Origin of the sequence: Sulfitobacter profundi, from assembly GCF_042661425.1 — a bacterium.
Classification (GTDB): Bacteria; Pseudomonadota; Alphaproteobacteria; order Rhodobacterales; family Rhodobacteraceae; genus Sulfitobacter; species Sulfitobacter profundi.
The window spans coordinates 2,400,010-2,417,788 of record NZ_JBHSWA010000001.1; the positions used below are offsets into that span (position 1 = coordinate 2,400,010).

Below are 17,779 nucleotides of genomic sequence, written 5' to 3' on the forward strand. Positions count from 1 at the left end.
TTTTGCGATATCGTGGCTAGAGCAGGGCGAGATCGGTGGCCATCTGCCGACCGTCGCGGCCTTCGGTCAGCTCGTAGCTGACCTTTTGATCATCCGCCAAGCCGGTCAGGCCAGAGCGTTCGACCGCTGAAATATGAACAAATACATCGTTACCGCCGCTCTCGGGGGCGATGAACCCGTAGCCTTTGGTGGTGTTAAACCATTTCACGGTGCCAGTTGGCATAATCTCCGCGCCTCCTTTGTCTTTGCGTCTCTGCGTCGAGCAGAATGGCGAAAGCGATTGAATTGCGACCCGCCATAATAGAAAGATCGCGCGGACTTGGAAAAAATCAAGCGATCAGGTGCGAAACCCGCAATTGGGGGCGCGATCGCGTGGCTGAGGGAGACGAATGTGCTAATTTATGGGCTGAAAAACTGTGACAGCTGTCGCAAGGCGAAAAAGGCGCTGCCAGAGGCGCAGTTGGTCGATGTTCGGGAGGCGGGCGTGCCAAGGGCGGTTTTGACGCAGGCCCATGAGCAATTTGGTGCGGCCTTGCTCAACACCCGCTCCACCACCTGGCGGGGGCTGGATGAAGAGACGCGCAAGCAGGCCCCGCTCGCCCTGATAGAAGCTCATCCAGCGCTAATGAAACGCCCTCTGATCGCGGTGGGTGACAAGCTATTTCTCGGCTGGAACAAAGAGATAGAAGCCGACGTTCACGCGATGCTTTAACTTCGGCCTGCAATTAGCCGGTCCAGTGACAATGGGCCGGCACCTTTGATGACGAGTACCAAAAGCAAGAACACCCAGAGCGCCCGCTGGTCAAGAATATGGGCATCAGGAAAGCGGTCGAACCACGCGCCAAGCGCGCTGCCATGGCCGTAAAGATCGGTGAGGGATTGCACCACGACAAAGCCCACCATCGCCAGTGCCGCCAGTCGGGTCAGCAGGCCAATAACGATGAGCAGCGGCAAGATAAATTCCGCCACCGTTCCGGCGACGACGACGAGCCAATGGAACACCCCAAGCGCGTCACTGTCATAGCCCACGGCCGCAAACACGCGGGGGAAGATTTGCGCATAGGCTCCGGTGGATGGGGTAAAGATGCCCAAGGGGCCGGGCCCGAGTTTGGTCAGCCCGGCATTCAGGAAATAGACCAGCAACACTGCGGCAAAGAGGAACCGGGCGAGGGTCGGAAGCAGCCAGTCGGCCCGCTCCAGACGGTCGGCGGCGTTGCGGTATAGGGTCGGAAGCTGGGTCATTTACTGCCCTCCAAGGAAATTGCGCTGAAGACACCGTGGCTCAGGGCGAGGGTCAAGGCGGCGGCAAGGTCAAACGCGGGCTGGGCGCCCGCCGTGGCGTCATGGGCCGCCCCGAAGGGCAAGCCGTCGGCAAGGTGGGATAGCCATAGCGCCGCGCCGGGCGGCAGCAGATGCGGCGCGGGATCATAGGCGGGGCGGGTGATCACCACGTCCTGCGCTGCGCTGTGGGGCTTGGGCGCGTCCTCGGTGAAATTATAGCGCCAGATGTCGAAAAGCGGCCAGTCTGACCGCAAGAGGCGGGTTGCGGGCGCGAGGGTGAACCTTGCCCCCATCAATGCATCGGGGCCAAGCGTTTCGAAGACCTTCGGATCAAGCGGAGCCGCGTCAGCCGCGTGATAGGAGGCACGCAGCGCGAGGTCGAGCCGTGCCGCATCGGCGAGGTAGCCAATCTTGGCCAAAGGGGCGAAAGCCGCGATAAAGGCGGGGAAATCCCTGCCGTAATGCATCATCATCGGAGATGTCGGCGGATGCGCCCGGACGTAGAGGGGGCCAGTTCGGCAAAGTTGCGGGCGCCGATCAGCTTGCGCACAAGGGGAAAGGCCACTTCGAGCGCGGCGATCAGGGAATGCGTGACGTTGTTGCGATAGACGCCATAGCGCGCGCCCGCCGGTTGCCCCCGGCCATCGCGCAGCCCATCGGGTGCAGACCGTGACGGATCAAGCAGGGCCGCGCGAAAGCTGTGTTGGTCGGTCACACCAGCACCTCAGCGGCGCGGGTGGCTTCGGCCCGTAGGACGGACCAGTCGGGCACGTCATTGTCCCACTCGACCAGCACCGGCTTTGGCCCGGTTTGGGCCAGCGTGTAGCTTAACAGGTCCCAAACAGGATCGACGACCGGTTTGCCATGGCTGTCGATCAAAAGCGGCGCGCCGTGATCGTCGGTGTCGTCATCATGGCCGCCCACATGAACCTCGCCCACATGGTCTGTCGGGAAGGCGTCGATGTAACCCTGTGGCGACAGCCCGAGATTGGTGGCCGAAATGAAGACATTGTTGACATCCAGCAAGAGACCGCAAGAGGTGCGCGCTATAATCTCTGCCAAAAAGTCCGTTTCAGACAAGTCGGATTCCGCGAATGCAAGGTAGCTGGAGGGGTTTTCCAGCAGCATTTGCCGACCCAAGACATCTTGGACTTGGTTGATATGTGACGCCACACGGGTCAGCGTTTCCTCGGTGTAGGGCAGCGGAAGGAGATCGTTGAGATACTCCATCCCATGGGTCGACCACGCCAAATGTTCGGAGAAGGACGCGGGCTGCGTTCGGTCACAGAGGGTTTTGAGCCGTGCCAGATGGGCCGCGTCCAGCGGCCCTTCGCCACCGATCGACAGGCCGACACCATGGACCGACAGGGCGAAACGGTCTTGCAAGGCGCGTAGTTGCGCATGGGGGCGGCCACCGTCGCCCATGTAGTTTTCGGCATGCACCTCGATCCAGCGGACCGGGCCAGGATCGGCCATCAAGCCATCGAAATGTCGAGATTTAAATCCGACGCCGGGGGCATTGGGCAGTGTTGTGACAGGGGGTATCGTCGCGCATAACGGCCTCCGGCATGTTGCGGGGCGGGGTTCCGGGCGGGGATGCCGCCCGGAACGCTATAGATTAAGCGGGCAGGTCGCGGTCGAGCGCTTCCAAAGAGCCGGTCCGCTCGGTCCCGTCTGCCATCTCGGGCAGGTCGATCTCGGCGCAGGTGCCTTCGTCAACGAGGGTCCATGCGTTGCCTTGGTAATCGGTCACAGAGGTGCCCGCGCAGGTGGTGCCGGGGCCCGCTGCGCAGTCGTTCTCACCGGCCAGCGAAACGCCAAAGCATTTCTCTTGCGAAGCGGCGGTAGCGGTGGTGGCGTGGCTGCTCAGCGCGGCGGCGACGGCCCCTGCGATGGCGGCGGTTTTGAGTGTGGTGGACATTGTCGTTTCCTTCCTGATGGTTTGAACAGGTTTACTAGAGCAGCCTGCTTCCTCACAAGCCAGTCACGAGGGAGTGCGTCACGGTCCCGTCAGAAATCACGCGGAAAACTAGCGAAAATTGTAACCTTCCCGCGCAGGAAGGGAATGATTGTTACAAAAACGCTCCGGCGGGCAGGGGGCAAGCTGCCCGCAAGACCGCCGGAGCGCAGATTTGTTACAAGCCGTTAGCGCAGGTCAGGCGGGGTCGCGTCCTGCGCCAGTTCGGCGGTGAGTGCATCCAGCGGCTGCACCGAAGTCTGCTTTTGCCCCAGACGGCGCACGGAAACGGTACGCTCTTCAACCTCACGCGCCCCGACGGCGAGGATCACCGGCACTTTGCCGACCGAATGCTCACGGACTTTGTAGTTGATCTTCTCATTACGCATGTCGGCTTCCGCACGCACACCAGCGGCTTTCAGGGTCTCGACGACCTCGGCCACATAGTCATCCGCTTCAGATGTGATGGAGGCCACGACCACCTGACGCGGGGCCAGCCAGAAGGGCAGCTTGCCAGCGTGCTCTTCGATCAGAATGCCGATGAAACGCTCGAAGCTGCCCAAGGTGGCGCGGTGCAGCATCACAGGGCGGTGCTTGTTGCCGTCCTGCCCGATGTAGCTGGCCTCCAGCCGCTCGGGCAGGTTGGCATCGACCTGTAGGGTGCCGCATTGCCAGTTGCGCCCGATGGCGTCGGTCAGAGTGAACTCCAGCTTCGGCCCGTAGAATGCGCCTTCGCCCTCCAGCACCTCAAAGTCATAGCCGGCAGCCTTGCAGGCATCGCCAAGCGCCTGCTCCATGTTGTCCCATGTCTCATCGGAACCAATCCGCTTTTCGGGGCGGGTGGAGAGCTTGATGGTCCAGTTCTCAAACCCGAGGTCGGCATAGACCTTCGACAGAAAGGCGATGAACTTGGCGGTTTCCGAGGTGATCTGATCCTCGGCGCAGAAGATATGCCCATCGTCTTGGGTAAAGCCGCGCACCCGCATGATGCCATGCAGCGCCCCCGAAGGCTCATAGCGCGCGCAAGATCCGAACTCGGCCATCCTGAGCGGCAGGTCGCGATAGGATTTCAAGCCTTGGTTGAAGACCTGCACGTGGCAGGGGCAGTTCATCGGCTTGAGCGCGTTCACCGCCTTTTCGCGGGCATGTTCCTCATCGACCTCAACGATGAACATGTTCTCTTGGTATTTGTCCCAGTGGCCGGATTTTTCCCACAGTTTGCGGTCGACGACCTGCGGGGTGTTCACCTCGACATAGCCGTCGCGGTCCTGCATGCGGCGCATGTAGTCCTGCAAGGTGGTGTAGATGCGCCAGCCGTTGGGGTGCCAGAAGACTTGGCCCGGTGCCTCTTCCTGCATGTGGAACAGGCCCATCTCTTTGCCAAGCTTGCGGTGGTCACGCTTGGCGGCTTCTTCGAGCATGTTGAGATGCGCGCGCAGCTTTTCCTTGCCGGTGAAGGCCACGCCGTAGATGCGTTGCAGCATCGCGCGGTCACTGTCGCCGCGCCAATAGGCACCGGCGATGGACATCAGCTTGAACGCATCGCCCGGCACTTGGCCGGTGTGTTGCAGGTGCGGGCCACGGCAGAGGTCTTGCCAATCGCCGTGCCAATACATGCGCAGCGGCTCATCGCCGGGTATCGCGTTGATCAGCTCGACTTTATAAGGCTCGTTCAAGTCCTCGTAATGTTTGATCGCGCGGGCGCGGTCCCAAACCTCGGTCCGGACGGCGTCGCGTTTGTTGATGATCTCTTTCATCTTCTTTTCGATTGCGCCGAGGTCTTCTGGGGTGAAGGGCTCTTTGCGGTCAAAGTCGTAATACCAGCCGTCCTTGATCACCGGGCCGATGGTGACCTTGGTGTCGGGCCAGATTTCCTGCACGGCGCGGGCCATGATGTGCGCGAGGTCGTGGCGGACCAGTTCATTTGCCTGCGCTTCGTCGGCCATGGTGTGGATCGCGATGTCGGCATCTGCTTCAATCGGCCACGCCAGATCGAAATGCGCGCCATTGACGGTGGCGCTGATGGCCTTTTTGCCCAAGGATTTTGAGATGTCGGCAGCCACTTCGCCAGCGGTGATACCGGCGTCATATTGGCGGCTATTGCCATCGGGAAGGGTGAGGGAGATTTGGGCCATCTTGGGCGCTCCTCGTCGGTTTGGCGCCTACGAGACGCCCGGTTGCGGGTTATGTGTTGCGCCTATGTGGCGGGACGGGGGCGTTTTGTCAATGCGAGCGGGACCTTGGGCAGGCAAGTTGCGGCCCTGCGGCGGCGCGCTATGTCAGGCGGGCAACAACGAGGATGGGTCACATGCAAGACGACACGGCGCAGCGCGCTTTCGAGACGATTTCGGGGGCGGATGACCCGGCACCGGGGTTGGACGACAAGGCGCAGCGGGCCGAGGCACGCAATGGGCTGCGCCATATCCTGTCGTTGTCGATGACCAAAGTGGCCGATGGGCTGATTGATCCCAAGCTGGTGTTGGCGTGGCTGCTGAGTGCCCTCGGCGCGCCTGCGGTCTTTGCGGGGCCTTAGTGCCGATCCGCGAGGCCGGATCGCTTTTGCCGCAGATCGCGCTGGCGGGCGTGGTGCAGCGCATGGCGCGGCGCAAATGGGCTTGGGTGTGGGGCTCGGTCGGGCAGGGCATGGCGGCGGCGCTGATCGCCCTCGCCGCGCTGAGCCTTGAGGGGGCCACGGCAGGCTATGCCATCTGCGCGGCCCTCGCGCTGCTGGCCGTTTGCCGCGCCGCCTGTTCGGTGTCGTTCAAGGAAATTCTGGGCAAGACCGTGGGCAAAACCCGGCGTGGATCGGTGACCGGTTTGGCGGGGTCCGTGTCCTCGGTCGGGGTGGTGATCTTTGCCGGGCTCTTGATGTCGGGCCTGTTTCAAAGCCGCGGTGTCGTCGTGGTGGCGATTGCGCTGGCGGCGGGGCTTTGGGTCGCGGCGGCGCTGCTCTTCTCAACGATCAAAGAAACGCCGAGCGAGACCGAAAAGGCCGATGGCGTGGATTTCAAACTGCTGCGCGGCAATCGCGACCTGTGGCTGTTCATTCTGGTGCGTGGGCTTTTGGTGTCGACCGCGCTTGCGCCGCCCTATTTGGTGGTGCTGGCCGGATCGTCGGAGGGCGGGCAGTTGGGGCAGTTGGGCGCCTTGGTGCTGGCCTCGGCATTGGCGTCCTTGGTCAGCTCCTATGTCTGGGGGCGGCTGTCAGATATGTCGAGCCGCCGAGTGCTGATGCTGACGGGCATCGTCGGCGCACTGGCGATGGCGTTGGCGGTGGGGCTGTGGTTCCTTGGTTTGGCGCAGGCGGTCTGGGCCATGCCCGGCGTGCTGTTCATCCTGATGATCGCCTATCACGGCGTGCGGCAGGGGCGCTCGACCTATCTGGTCGACATGGCCCCGAAAGACCACCGCGCCGCCTATGCCGCCGTGAGCAATACGGTGATCGGGTTGCTTTTGCTGCTGGCCGGGGTGCTGGGCGGTGGTGCTGCGCTGATCGGGGCGCAGGCGACGCTGATGCTCTTTGCCGTGATGGCGGTCGCCGCCGCGGTTCTGGCCCATTGGTTGCCCGAGGTTGAGCATCTTTCCGAGGACTGACTTGCCCTCATCCGCGGCGATGCCCATGATTGGGCCAAAGACGGAGGCAGCATGTCAGACAGCAAATTCATCGACACCCCAGAGGGGCGGCGCATCGCCTATCACAAGACCGACGGGGCGGGGCCCTGCGTGGTTTTCCTCGGCGGGCTGAAGTCCGACATGATGGGGACCAAGGCGGTCTATCTCGAAGACTGGGCGCGGGCCGAGGGGCGGGCGTTTCTGCGGTTCGACTACTCCGGTCACGGGGATCCTCGGGCAGCTTCACCGAAGGCTGCATCGGCGATTGGCACGAAGATACGCTGGCCGCAGTCACGGCGCTGACCGAGGGGCCGCTGATCGTTGTGGGGTCGTCCATGGGGGGCTGGCAGGCGCTGCTTTTGGCCCGGCACCTGCCAGAGCGCATTGCCGGGCTGGTCGGCATCGCCGCCGCACCTGATTTTACCGAAGACGGATACTGGGCGAATTTCACCGAGGCGCAGAAACAGACGCTGGCAGAGGTCGGGCAGGTCGAACTGCCGTCGGACCATATGGAGCCCTATGTCATCACCCGCCGCATGATCGAGGATGGGCGCAAGCGGCTGGTGCTGCGGGAGGCGCTCGACTTGCCGTTCCCCGTGCGGCTGCTGCAGGGCACGGCCGATACGGCCGTCAGCACGGCCACGGCGGTGCGGCTACTGGAGCACGCGCAGAGCCCTGATATGCAACTGACGCTGGTCAAAGACGCCGATCACCGCTTCTCAGATGCGCGCTGTCTGGCGATGATCGTCGCGGCGATCAACGAGGTTTCCGGCAAAGAGGGCTGACCCAAGGCGCGGGCATGGAACCGCCGATAAGGTTGCGCCCCCGATGCCACCCCAAACCACCCATGCTAAGAGACCGCCAAACCCAAGGGGGACGGCATGAAACCACGTCATTTCAACCGCATACCGCAGCGGATCCTGCGCAATGGCTGAGCCGCTTGTTCTGCTGCCCGGCATGATGTGCGATGCCCGTGTCTTTACGCCACAGGTCCGAGCGCTCTCCCCACGCAGCACGGTGGTGTTGGCTCCGATCACCCAAGGGGAACGGATCGAAGAGATCGCCTCGGGCCTTTTGGATCAACTGCCACCGCGTTTCGCGTTGGTGGGGCAGGGCATGGGCGGTGTTGTGGCGCTGGAGCTTTTGCGTCGCGCCCCCGACCGGATCAGCCGCATTGCCTTGCTGGCGACGCAGGTGCTGGCCGAACTGCCCGCCATCGCCGCGGACCGGGAGCCGCAGATCATCATGGCGCAATCCGGCAAGCTGGGGGAGGCGATGCAGGCGCGGATGGCCTCGGGCTTTCTCGCCCCCGGCAAGGGACGGGGCGAGGTGCTGACCCGCGCGATGGAAATGGCCGAGACACTGGGCGGCGATACCTTTGTGCGCCAGTCCCGTGCCCTGCAACGGCGGCGGGACCAGCAAGCGGTGCTGCGCAAATGCAAGGTGCCGGCACTGGTGCTTTGTGGGGAGCATGACATGCTCTGCCCCGTCAAACGCCACGCCTTCATGGCCGAGATGATCCCCTACGCCAAGCTGACGGTGCTGGAGGATGCAGGCCATTGGCCCAGCCTAGAGGCACCAGAGGCCACAACCGCCGCGCTGCGCGACTGGCTGCATCAACCTCTGGTGCTGCAATAGGGCGGCGGCTCAGGCCGCTGCCGGTTTGTCGGTCTTCTTGGGCGCAGATTTCTGAGACACGGGTTTCTGAGACTCGGATTTCTGAGGCTCGGGCGTTTTCGGCTCGGGCTGGCCATTGTTGGCATCGATAAAGTCCAGCACCAAGGGCCGAATATTGTTGCGCCAGCTTTTGCCTGCAAAAATCCCGTAGTGGCCCGCCCCATCTTCAAGATGGCTGGCCTTTTTGGAATCAGGCAGACCGGTCAGCAGATCAAGCGCCGCGATGCATTGGCCGGGAGCAGAGATGTCATCCTTGCTGCCCTCAACCGTTTTAACCGCCACCGTGGTAATCTTGCCGATATCGACCTGACGGCCCGCCACGGTAAAGACGTTCCGCGCGATCTCGCGCTCTTTAAACACGCGTTGCACGGTCGACAGATAGAACTCTGCCGGCATGTCCATCACGGCGAGGTATTCGTCGTAGAACTTGTTGTGCTTGTCGTGCTCATGCGCCGCTTTTTGCGCTACGCGGGTGATCTGATTGGTAAAGGCATCGCGGTGGGTGTCGTTGTTCATTGAGATGAAAGACGCCAGTTGCAGCAGACCGGGGTACACCTTGCGGCCCACGCCCGCGTATTTGAAGCCGACTTGCTGGATCATCAACTGCTCAAGCTGGCCCATGGTGACACTATGACCAAAGTCGGTCACATCGGTAGGCGCGGCATCCGGGTCAATCGGGCCGCCAATCAACGTCAGCGAGCGCGGCTGCGCTTCGGGCGCTTCTTCGGCCAGATAGGCGGTGGCCGCCAAGGTCAGCGGGGCGGGCTGACAGACCGCGATCACATGGGTGTCGGGGCCAAGGTGGTGCATGAAATCAACGAGGTAGAGCGTATAATCCTCGATGTCGAATTTGCCTGCACTAACTGGAATATCACGCGCATTGTGCCAGTCTGTCACATAGACGTCGCAATCAGGCAGCAGGGAGATCACGGTGGACCGAAGGAGCGTGGCATAATGACCGGACATTGGCGCAACCAGCAGAACCTTGCGGCCCGTCTCTTTGCGGCCTTGGACCGAGAATTTCAGCAGATCGCCAAAGGGGCGTTCCATCACCGGCTCGATGCTGACCAGACAATCTTGGCCCGTGGGGCCGACCACTGGGGGAATGTCCCAGTCGGGTTTCACGACCATGCGGGCGAAACTACGCTCCGTCACTTCGCCCCATGCGGCGAGCCATTCCATCGCAGGGTTTGGAAACAGAGAGAAAGCCGGGTAGGATGCCATAGCAAGCGCCGAAGCGCCGAGCCATTGATTGGTATTCCGGATGGACTCCATCATGTCGTAGGTGGCCATATAGCGCATGTGGGGGCTCCTTTATGCTGCACCTGCAAAGATAGGAGGTAAGGGTTAAGATGACAACAGAATCCGAAAATCCCGAGATCACTGAGCCTCAAGCCCTGTCTCGAATGGCGCAAAACCTGAAAAAGGTTGAAGAATTAAGTAAGCGCCTGACCCGCGTGATGTCGCAGCGCGAGGGCCATCAGCCCGCGTTGGACGGGCCGAACCAACAACTTTTCGCGAAAGCAGCACAGTCTTACTGGGCCGAGGCGATGACAAATCCGGCCCGTTTGATGGAGCATCAGATGGGCTATTGGACCAAATCGGTCGCCCATTTCGTCGAGGCGCAGCAGGCGCTGGCCAAGGGCGGGCTGGCCCCGGTCGAGGGGGAGGCGCCCACCGACAAACGTTTTGCCAATCCGCTGTGGCAAACCCATCCCTATTTCAACTTCATCAAACAGCAGTATCTGATCAACGCCGAAGCGCTGCGCCAAGCGGTCGAAGACGCCCAAGACATGGACCCGGCCGAGAAGAAGCGGCTGGTCTATTTCAGCCAGCAGATCATCGCGATGATGTCGCCGACCAATTTCCTTGCCACCAACCCCGATGTTTTGGAGCGCGCGGTAGAGACAGAAGGCGAGAGTCTTGTGAAGGGGCTGGAAAACCTGATCGCTGATTTGGAGGCCAACAACGGCGAGTTGGTCGTCAAACTGGCGGATGACAGCGCCTTTGAGTTGGGCCGTAACATCGCCACCACGCCCGGCAAGGTGGTGTTTCGCAACCGCATGTTCGAGCTGATCCAATACACGCCCAGCACCGAAGAGGTGCACAAGACCCCGCTGCTGATCTTCCCCCATGGATCAACAAGTTCTACATCCTCGACCTCAAGGCGCAGAACAGCCTTGTCAAATGGCTTGTCGATCAGGGGCACACGCTGTTCGTCGTCTCATGGGTGAACCCCGATGTCAGCTATGCCCAGATCGGCATGGAGGATTACGTCGAAGAAGGCTACCTCGCAGCGATTGAAGAGGTGAAGGCGATCACGGATGAAAAGCGCGTGAATGTCGTCGGCTATTGTATTGCAGGCACCACGCTGGCGCTGACGCTCTCGCTGTTGAAAAAACGCAGCGACACGTCGATCAAATCCGCGACCTTCTTCACCGCGCTCACCGATTTCTCGGATCAGGGCGAATTCCAGCCCTTCCTCACCAATGACTTCATCGACGGGATCGAGGCCGAGACGGCGGACAAGGGCATCCTGCCCTCCGTGGTCATGGCGCGGACATTCTCTTTTCTGCGCTCCAACGATCTGGTCTATGGCCCCGCCGTGCGCAGCTATATGATGGGAGAGACCCCACCGGCCTTTGATCTGCTCTATTGGAACGGGGACGGGGCCAATCTGCCGGGGCAAATGGCGATGCAATATCTGCGCGGCCTGTGCCAGCGGAATGAATTGGCCGAGGGCGGGTATAAACTGCTGGGCGAGCGGCTGACCCTCGACGATATCGAGGTGCCGCTCTGCGCTGTGGCCTGCGAGACCGACCATATCGCGCCGTGGAAAGACTGCTACCGTGGCGTGCAGCAGATGGGTTCAAAGGACAAGACCTTCATCATGGCGCAATCAGGCCATATCGCGGGCATCGTGAACCCGCCCAGCCGCAATAAATACGGCCACTATGTGAACGGTGATCTTAGCCAAGATTACGCAGCCTGGCGCGAGGCCGCAACTTATCACGAGGGGTCATGGTGGCCGCGGTGGGGCAAGTGGCTGGTCAAACGTGCAGGCGCTATGATTCCCGCGCTTTCCCGGCGATGATGGCCGCGAGGTTCTCGGCGACGCGCCGGGCGCCTATGTGGCCCGCAAGGCAAATGACTGATTACCTTACGTAATCTTAGCGCGCTAAGCAGCTTATGCTGCAATGCAGAAAAAACCTTGAAATGCTGCACTGCGGCATCTATATTGTGGTCAGACGCGAAACGGACGGGTCTTCCCGCTCCCTTGCCACAGTAGCAGTAAAAGGATTGAGACATGACCAAGACACCTGACATGACCGCGATGTTCAAAGACATTATGGGCGCTTTCCCCGTAGATAACGCCGCCATGCAAGACGCATTCAAAAACACCGCCTCCCTGAACGAGAAACTCTCGGGCGTTGCTTTTGACGCGGCTGAAAAATCGGCTGACATCTCCACCGCCTGGACCAAAGAAACTCTGTCCCGCCTGACTGAGATGACCAAAGTCAAAGCCGAGCCTACAGACTACGCCAAAGCGATGACCGATTTCGCTTCCGCCTCCGCTGAATCCGCGGCCGAGCATATGGCCGCCTTCGCCGAGATCGCGAAAAAGGTGCAGATGGACACTGTTGAGCTGATGATGTCGGCTGGCAAAGAGTTCCAGAGCGACGCGACTGCCGCAGCGACCAAGACAGCCGAGAACGCTCAGGCTGCTGCTAAGAAATCCACCGTGAAGTAAACCGCCCGTCGGTTTTATCTTCTCGGCATGATGCCTAGAAAAAGGGCAGGTCCAATCGGGCCTGCCCTTTTGTCATGCGCTCTTTCTATTTGCCGATCCCTGTCCTAAGCTGCGATGCAGCACCACTGGTCGGGAGTAACATCATGGCGGACAAACCGAAGCCCTTGCTGATAAAACGCTATGCCAGCCGCAGGCTCTACAATACCGAGACAAGCGATTACGTCACCTTGGAGGATATCGCCGGTTTCATCCGCGATGGCCGTGAGGTTCAGATCGTCGACCTGAAGTCTGGCGATGACCTGACACGGCAATATCTTTTGCAAATCATCGCCGAACACGAAAGTCGGGGCGAAGCCGTCTTGCCGGTCGATGTGCTGACCGATCTGGTCCGCAGCTATATGTCGGGCAATGTTTCGGTGGTGCCGCAGTTCTTGCAGGCCTCTTTCGACATGCTCCGCGATGGGCAGAGCAAAGTGGTCGAAAACATGAGCGCGATGAACCCGATGGCCAAAATGCCCGGCATGGAAGCGATGCAGGCGCAGCAAGAAGCCTTCATGAAAGCGATGACAGGGGGCTGGGCCAAATCGACCGCGCCGGAACCACCCAAGCAGCAGGCCGAGCAGGGCGACGATCTGGATGCGATCAAAAAGCAGTTGGCCGAATTGCAGGACAAACTGTCAAAGCTGAACTAACCCACCCCTGGTGAGGGAGCCCTGCGCTCCCTCCTTTCGGTGCACCCTATGCAGCCTGCGCATCCGCCACATCGGCCAGCGCCGCCAAGATCACATCCGCCACAGCGTCGATCTCATCCAGCGTCAACTGAACCGGCAGGCGCACGTCACAGGCCCGCATCAACATGGCGCGGGTACGCGGCAGGTCAGGCAGGTCTTCGATGAATTGCCAGTTCCAAAAAGCCCGGGCGTTATCGGTGCTCTGGCCAAAGACCTGCACCTTCACACCCGTCGCTTCAGCCGCCGCGGCGAAGGCGCGGATCGTGGCATCGGGCAGGCCCACCAGATTGAACTGGATCGAATCCGGCGCGCGGGTCTCTCCGGGCAGGGGGCTTGGCACATCGATCAACGGTGAGGCCGCCAGCCGCGCGGCCATGTGATCATGATTGCGCAGCCCATCCGCCACCCGGCGCGGCAGATGCGACAGTTGCGGGCGGATGATCGCCGCCGACAGGTTCGACATGCGCAGATTGTAAAGCGGCAGCCGGTTCTGCCACGTGGCAAAGCTGTCTTGCAGGGCTGCGTGTTTCTTCCAATTATGCTCATAGGCGCCCGACATGATGATGGCACGGGCCACCAAATCGGCATCATCGGTGATCAGGATGCCCCCTTCGCCGGCGTTGATCATCTTGTAGGACTGAAAAGAGAAACAGCCGATTTTGCCAATCGTGCCAATCTTTCGCCCCTGCCAAAGCGTTCCCAGCGAATGGGCGGCGTCTTCGATCACCGCCACATCGGCGGCCTCACAAAGCGCCATGATCGCATCCATATCCGAAGTGTGCCCGCGCATATGGCTGATAATCACGGCCTGAACACCGGGCAATTTGGCGGCGAAATCCTCAAGATCGACGCGGTAATTCTCGCCCACCTCGCAAAGCACCGGCTTGCAGCCTGCGTGGATCACCGCAGAGGGCACGGCGGCGAAAGTAAACCCGGGGATCAGCACCGACGCCTCTTTCGGCAGGTCCAAGGCGAGCAAGGACAGAAACAGCGCGGCAGAGCATGAAGAAACGGCCAAGGCATATTCGCTGCCCATCATCCGCGCAAATTCGACCTCCAGCAAGGAAACAGGCGCGTCCTTTGCCGCAGTGTAGCGAAAAAGATCGCCGCTTTGCAAAAGCGCCGCAATGGCAGCCTCGGCTTCAGCGGGGATAGGTTCGGCGCGGTGCATGTCGGGCAAAGCCATATTTCAAAATCCTGAATAATGATTTCCAGAATTGTAAAACAACGCGCCGCTCAGGCCAAGAGAAGACCAGCTCAACCCGCACCCCAGTTCTTCCTTCATTCTTTCTCAAATACCCGCGGGGGAATCGCGCCCCCGGCGCGATGGGGGCAGCGCCCCCGCTTTTCAAAGGCCCGCCCAAAACGAGCCCCCCGCCATTGCCGCTCACGCTGGAGAAGTCAAAGACCCAGCCGATCCCGCGTCGCATACCAAAGCATGGCCAGCACCAGCAGCGGGCTGCGCAGAGAGGCGCCACCCGGAAATGCCTGCGTCGGGATCGCGGCCATCGTGTCGAACCCAGCAGCATCGCCCTCGATCGCCTTGGCCATCAGATAGCCCGCATGGGTCGCGGTGCCGACCCCGTGGCCAGAATAGCCGGAAGCCGATAAGATGTTCGGCGCCAGCCGCGCGACATAGGGCAGGCGCTTCATCGTGATGCCCAAGGTGCCGCCCCAAGCATAGTCGATCTTCACATCCTTCAACTGCGGAAAGACCTGCGACATCGGTTTGCGCACCTTAGCGGCGATGTCCTGCGGGAACCGGTAGCCATAGCTTTCGCCCCCCGAAAAGCAGGCGCCCGTCGTGCGACAGCCGGAAGTAATTCACCACGAACCGGCTGTCAGCCACCGCCACGTCGCGGGGCAGCACATCGTTTACGCGGTCGCCCAAGGGTTCGGTGGCGGCGATGAAGTTGTTGATCGGCATGACCCGCGCGGCCACGTCGCCGTTCAACTTGCCCAGATAGCCGTTGCAGGCCAGCACCACATGGTCGGCGGTGACGCTGCCCGTGGCGGTCTGCACCAGTGCCTTGCTGCCTTCGACGATATTCTCGGCGGGGCTTGTCTCATGAATGCGCACCCCTGCCGCCGCGGCGGCGCGGGCAAGGCCGAGCGCATAGTTCAGCGGATGCAGATGCGCCGCACCCATGTCGAGCACGCCGCCCTTGTAGTCGGGCGAGGGGCAAACCGATTGCAGCGCGGCGTGATCCAGCACCTCGATTTCATCATAGCCGTAGTTCTTTTGCAGATGCTCCGCATAGTCATGCAGATGCCGCACGTCAGAGGCGGTCGATCCGGTCCATGCCACGCCGGGTTTCAGGTGGCAGTCGATCTCATGTTTTTCGATCAGCGATTTGACCAGCGCCTTGGCCTCTTGTCCCATCTCCCAAAGCTTGCTGGCATGCTCTTGGCCCAGCATCTTTTCCAGACCGTCCTGCTCAACACGCTGGCCCGACCCCAACTGCCCGCCATTGCGGCCCGAGGCGCCAAAACCCACGCGCTGCGCGTCCAAAAGCACCACATCATAGCCCGCCTCGGCCAGATGCAGCGCGGCTGAAAGGCCGGTATAGCCCCCGCCAACGACACAGACATCGGCTTTGGTGTCGCCCTGCAGCGGCGGGTAGGCCGTGTGCTTCGTGGCGGTGGCGGCGTACCAGCTGGTGGGATACTGGCCTGGCGTGTCATTGGCGTAGAGCAGGTTCATCGGGCCTCCGGGCGTTAGACGTTCATCAGCAGATGTTCACGTTCCCAAGGCGAGATGACCTGTAGGAACTCCTCATATTCCGCCCGTTTCACGATGGAATAGACGCGGGCGAACTCCGGACCCAAAGCCTCATGCAATTCTGTGGCTTCCTCAAACAGATCAAGCGCTTGGCCCAGAACTTGGGGGATGTCCCCTTCGCCGACATAGGCGTCGCCCTTGAATTCGGGCAGCGGGTCTTTTTGCTGGATTAATCCCAGATAGCCGCAGGCGAGGCTGGCGGCGATGCCGAGGTAGGGGTTGCAATCCATCCCCGCAAGGCGGTTCTCAACCCGGCGCGATTTTGGCCCCGAGAGCGGCACGCGGATGCCTGTGGTCCGGTTGTCGCGGCCCCACTCAAGGTTGATCGGCGCGGCGTGATCCTTGACGTAGCGGCGGTAGGAGTTGACGTAGGGCGCGATCACGGCCAGCGCCGAGGGCATGTGGTTTTGCAGCCCGGCGATGAAGTGCTTGAAGGGCGCAGTCTCTTCCCCATCCGCATCGACAAAGATGTTTTCGCCGGTTTCCACGTCCAGCACCGAGTGGTGGATGTGCATCGCGCTGCCCGGCTCATCGGCGATGGGTTTGGCCATGAAGGTGGCATAGCACTCGTGCCGCATCGCCGCTTCGCGGATCAGCCGTTTGAAGTAGAAGACCTCATCGGCCAGACGCACCGGATCGCCGTGCTGCAGGTTGATCTCAAGCTGGCCAGCACCGCCTTCTTGGGTGATGCCGTCAATCTCAAAACCCTGCGCCTCGGCAAAGTCATAGATGTCGTCGATGACGGGGCCGAACTCATCCACGGCGGTCATCGAATAGGCCTGCCGCGCCGCAGCCGGGCGGCCCGAGCGGCCCATCATCGGCTGAATTTCCTTGGCCGGGTCGATGTTGCGGGCCACAAGGAAGAATTCCATCTCAGGGGCCACCACAGGCTCCCATCCCTTGTCGCGGTACAGTTGCACCACCCGTTTAAGCACATTGCGCGGCGAATAGGCCACCGGCTCATTGTTGCGGTCATAGGCGTCGTGGATGACCTGAAGCGTCCAGTCCCCGGTCCATGGGGCGGCGGTGGCCGTGTCCATATCCGGGCGCAGGATCATGTCTTTTTCAATGAACCCATCGTCGCCTGCCGCTTCGCCCCATTCACCGGTGATGGTCTGGTAAAAGATGCTGTCGGGCAGGTGAAAGTAATCCTGCCGCGCGAATTTCGACGCCGGGACAGCCTTGCCGCGGGCGATGCCGGGCAGGTCGGGGATGATACATTCCACTTCGTCCAGACGCCGGCCCTCAAGATAGGCGCGCGCCGCTTCGGGTAGTGCTTCTGTCCAATCCTCGGCCATCAGGCCCTCTCTTTCCTGTTGTCTTTGAAGAATGCGGCCATTTGGTCCGCGATTTTTTGGTTATCGATGGGGCCACCAAGCGCGGCGGTCGCCTGTTCAAGCTGGTGGTCCGGCACCACGCCTTTGCCACGGGTTTTGATCAAGCCGTCGATGAAATCATGACCGAACTCGGGGTGAGGCTGAACCGTCCAGATGCGGTTGTCATAGGCCAGCGCCGCATAGGGGCAGAAATCAGATGAGGCGACGACCTTCGCACCTTCGGGCAGTTCGACAACCTGATCCTGATGCCATGCGTTGAGCGCCAGCTTGTCTCCGTCCATGTCGTATTCGGTGCGGCCAATGGACCAGCCGCCGGTGAACTTTTCGACCTTGCCGCCAAGCGCTTGGGCGATGACCTGATGGCCAAAACAGACGCCAATCATCGGGCGGCCATCGGCATAGGTTTCGCGGATGAAGTCTTCCAGCGGCGGGATCCAGTCGTGATCCTCGTAAGCGCCGTGTTTGGACCCGGTGATGAGCCAGCCATCGGCTTCATCCACCCCTTCGGGCAAGATCCCATCGACGACCGACCAGATTTGAAAGTCAAAGTCATGACCGTCCAGCAGCTTGGTGAACATTTCGCCATAGTCGCCCAGCTGTTCGCGGAAGTCGTCGGGAGAATGGCCGGTTTGAAGAATGCCGATTTTCATG

Annotated in this window: 16 protein-coding genes and 4 pseudogenes; 8 read left to right on the forward strand and 12 right to left on the reverse strand. The window is 61.2% G+C overall.

Translation table 11 applies throughout. The features are described 5' to 3' along the window. Window positions 1-16 precede the first annotated feature (16 nt). A complete protein-coding gene (locus ACFQAU_RS12525) occupies window positions 17-223 on the reverse strand; it encodes a cold-shock protein (protein WP_067262111.1) in 207 nt (68 codons plus the stop codon). 168 nt (window positions 224-391) lie between these two features. On the opposite strand from ACFQAU_RS12525, the gene ACFQAU_RS12530 reads away from it, so the two are divergent. Further along, window positions 392-712 carry an ArsC/Spx/MgsR family protein gene (locus tag ACFQAU_RS12530; RefSeq protein WP_120352252.1) on the forward strand — a complete coding sequence of 107 codons (321 nt, stop codon included), beginning with the start codon at window positions 392-394 and terminating at the stop codon, window positions 710-712. Here the strand turns inward: ACFQAU_RS12530 and ACFQAU_RS12535 are convergent. The 6 genes from ACFQAU_RS12535 to thrS all read right to left on the reverse strand — a co-directional run bounded on the left by ACFQAU_RS12535 (window position 709) and on the right by thrS (window position 5,373). Continuing rightward, the gene (locus tag ACFQAU_RS12535; protein WP_132445174.1) at window positions 709-1,242 is read right to left on the reverse strand and encodes a DoxX family protein; all 534 of its coding nucleotides are present in this window, start codon (window positions 1,240-1,242) and stop codon (window positions 709-711) included. The genes ACFQAU_RS12530 and ACFQAU_RS12535 overlap by 4 nt on opposite strands. Further along, the gene (locus tag ACFQAU_RS12540; protein ID WP_386282611.1) at window positions 1,239-1,754 is read right to left on the reverse strand and encodes a hypothetical protein; all 516 of its coding nucleotides are present in this window, start codon (window positions 1,752-1,754) and stop codon (window positions 1,239-1,241) included. The genes ACFQAU_RS12535 and ACFQAU_RS12540 overlap by 4 nt, the downstream gene beginning before the upstream one ends. After that, window positions 1,751-1,996, reverse strand: a complete 246-nt coding sequence (locus tag ACFQAU_RS12545) for an HvfC/BufC N-terminal domain-containing protein (protein ID WP_386282614.1) — start codon at window positions 1,994-1,996, stop codon at window positions 1,751-1,753. The genes ACFQAU_RS12540 and ACFQAU_RS12545 overlap by 4 nt, the downstream gene beginning before the upstream one ends. After that, the gene (gene bufB / locus ACFQAU_RS12550) at window positions 1,993-2,826 is read right to left on the reverse strand and encodes an MNIO family bufferin maturase (protein ID WP_465320628.1); all 834 of its coding nucleotides are present in this window, start codon (window positions 2,824-2,826) and stop codon (window positions 1,993-1,995) included. The genes ACFQAU_RS12545 and bufB overlap by 4 nt, the downstream gene beginning before the upstream one ends. Before the next feature lie 73 nt (window positions 2,827-2,899). Then, a complete protein-coding gene (locus ACFQAU_RS12555) occupies window positions 2,900-3,202 on the reverse strand; it encodes a BufA1 family periplasmic bufferin-type metallophore (RefSeq protein WP_067622878.1) in 303 nt (100 codons plus the stop codon). 224 nt (window positions 3,203-3,426) lie between these two features. After that, on the reverse strand, window positions 3,427-5,373 hold the full coding sequence (gene thrS / locus ACFQAU_RS12560; protein WP_132445170.1) for a threonine--tRNA ligase: 1,947 nt from the start codon (window positions 5,371-5,373) through the stop codon (window positions 3,427-3,429). 173 nt (window positions 5,374-5,546) lie between these two features. Between thrS and ACFQAU_RS12565 the strand changes: the two are divergent. The 3 genes and pseudogenes from ACFQAU_RS12565 to ACFQAU_RS12575 all read left to right on the forward strand — a co-directional run bounded on the left by ACFQAU_RS12565 (window position 5,547) and on the right by ACFQAU_RS12575 (window position 8,488). Further along, window positions 5,547-6,832, forward strand: a pseudogene (locus tag ACFQAU_RS12565) (MFS transporter). 51 nt (window positions 6,833-6,883) lie between these two features. Continuing rightward, a pseudogene (locus tag ACFQAU_RS12570) lies at window positions 6,884-7,635 on the forward strand (alpha/beta fold hydrolase). Window positions 7,636-7,777: 142 nt separating this feature from the next. Beyond that, window positions 7,778-8,488 carry an alpha/beta fold hydrolase gene (locus ACFQAU_RS12575; RefSeq protein ID WP_067622867.1) on the forward strand — a complete coding sequence of 237 codons (711 nt, stop codon included), beginning with the start codon at window positions 7,778-7,780 and terminating at the stop codon, window positions 8,486-8,488. A gap of 9 nt (window positions 8,489-8,497) precedes the next feature. Here ACFQAU_RS12575 and phaZ read toward each other — a convergent pair whose 3' ends face one another. Then, window positions 8,498-9,829 (reverse strand): polyhydroxyalkanoate depolymerase, encoded by a 1,332-nt coding sequence (gene phaZ, locus ACFQAU_RS12580; RefSeq protein ID WP_132445164.1) that lies wholly within the window; start codon window positions 9,827-9,829, stop codon window positions 8,498-8,500. A 281-nt stretch (window positions 9,830-10,110) separates the two neighbouring features. Here phaZ and ACFQAU_RS12585 point away from each other — a divergent pair. The 4 genes and pseudogenes from ACFQAU_RS12585 to phaR form a co-directional block, all read left to right on the forward strand. Next, window positions 10,111-10,661, forward strand: a pseudogene (locus ACFQAU_RS12585) (class I poly(R)-hydroxyalkanoic acid synthase); the annotation flags it as partial. Between the two features lie 96 nt (window positions 10,662-10,757). Then, window positions 10,758-11,621, forward strand: a complete 864-nt coding sequence (locus ACFQAU_RS12590; protein WP_386283906.1) for a PHA/PHB synthase family protein — start codon at window positions 10,758-10,760, stop codon at window positions 11,619-11,621. 213 nt (window positions 11,622-11,834) lie between these two features. Next, window positions 11,835-12,278, forward strand: coding sequence for a phasin family protein (locus tag ACFQAU_RS12595; protein WP_067622858.1), 444 nt, complete (start codon window positions 11,835-11,837; stop codon window positions 12,276-12,278). A 143-nt stretch (window positions 12,279-12,421) separates the two neighbouring features. After that, window positions 12,422-12,970 (forward strand): polyhydroxyalkanoate synthesis repressor PhaR, encoded by a 549-nt coding sequence (gene phaR, locus ACFQAU_RS12600; RefSeq protein ID WP_067622929.1) that lies wholly within the window; start codon window positions 12,422-12,424, stop codon window positions 12,968-12,970. 46 nt (window positions 12,971-13,016) lie between these two features. Here the strand turns inward: phaR and ACFQAU_RS12605 are convergent, their stop codons facing one another. From ACFQAU_RS12605 to ACFQAU_RS12620, 4 genes and pseudogenes are all read right to left on the reverse strand, one after another. Then, on the reverse strand, window positions 13,017-14,195 hold the full coding sequence (locus tag ACFQAU_RS12605; protein WP_132445162.1) for a DegT/DnrJ/EryC1/StrS family aminotransferase: 1,179 nt from the start codon (window positions 14,193-14,195) through the stop codon (window positions 13,017-13,019). A gap of 215 nt (window positions 14,196-14,410) precedes the next feature. Further along, window positions 14,411-15,713: pseudogene (locus ACFQAU_RS12610) on the reverse strand (NAD(P)/FAD-dependent oxidoreductase). 14 nt (window positions 15,714-15,727) lie between these two features. Beyond that, window positions 15,728-17,089, reverse strand: coding sequence for a glutamine synthetase family protein (locus tag ACFQAU_RS12615; protein ID WP_132445158.1), 1,362 nt, complete (start codon window positions 17,087-17,089; stop codon window positions 15,728-15,730). Further along, window positions 17,089-17,778, reverse strand: a complete 690-nt coding sequence (locus tag ACFQAU_RS12620) for a type 1 glutamine amidotransferase (protein ID WP_120351506.1) — start codon at window positions 17,776-17,778, stop codon at window positions 17,089-17,091. The genes ACFQAU_RS12615 and ACFQAU_RS12620 overlap by 1 nt, the downstream gene beginning before the upstream one ends. Between the last annotated feature and the right edge of the window lies 1 nt (window position 17,779).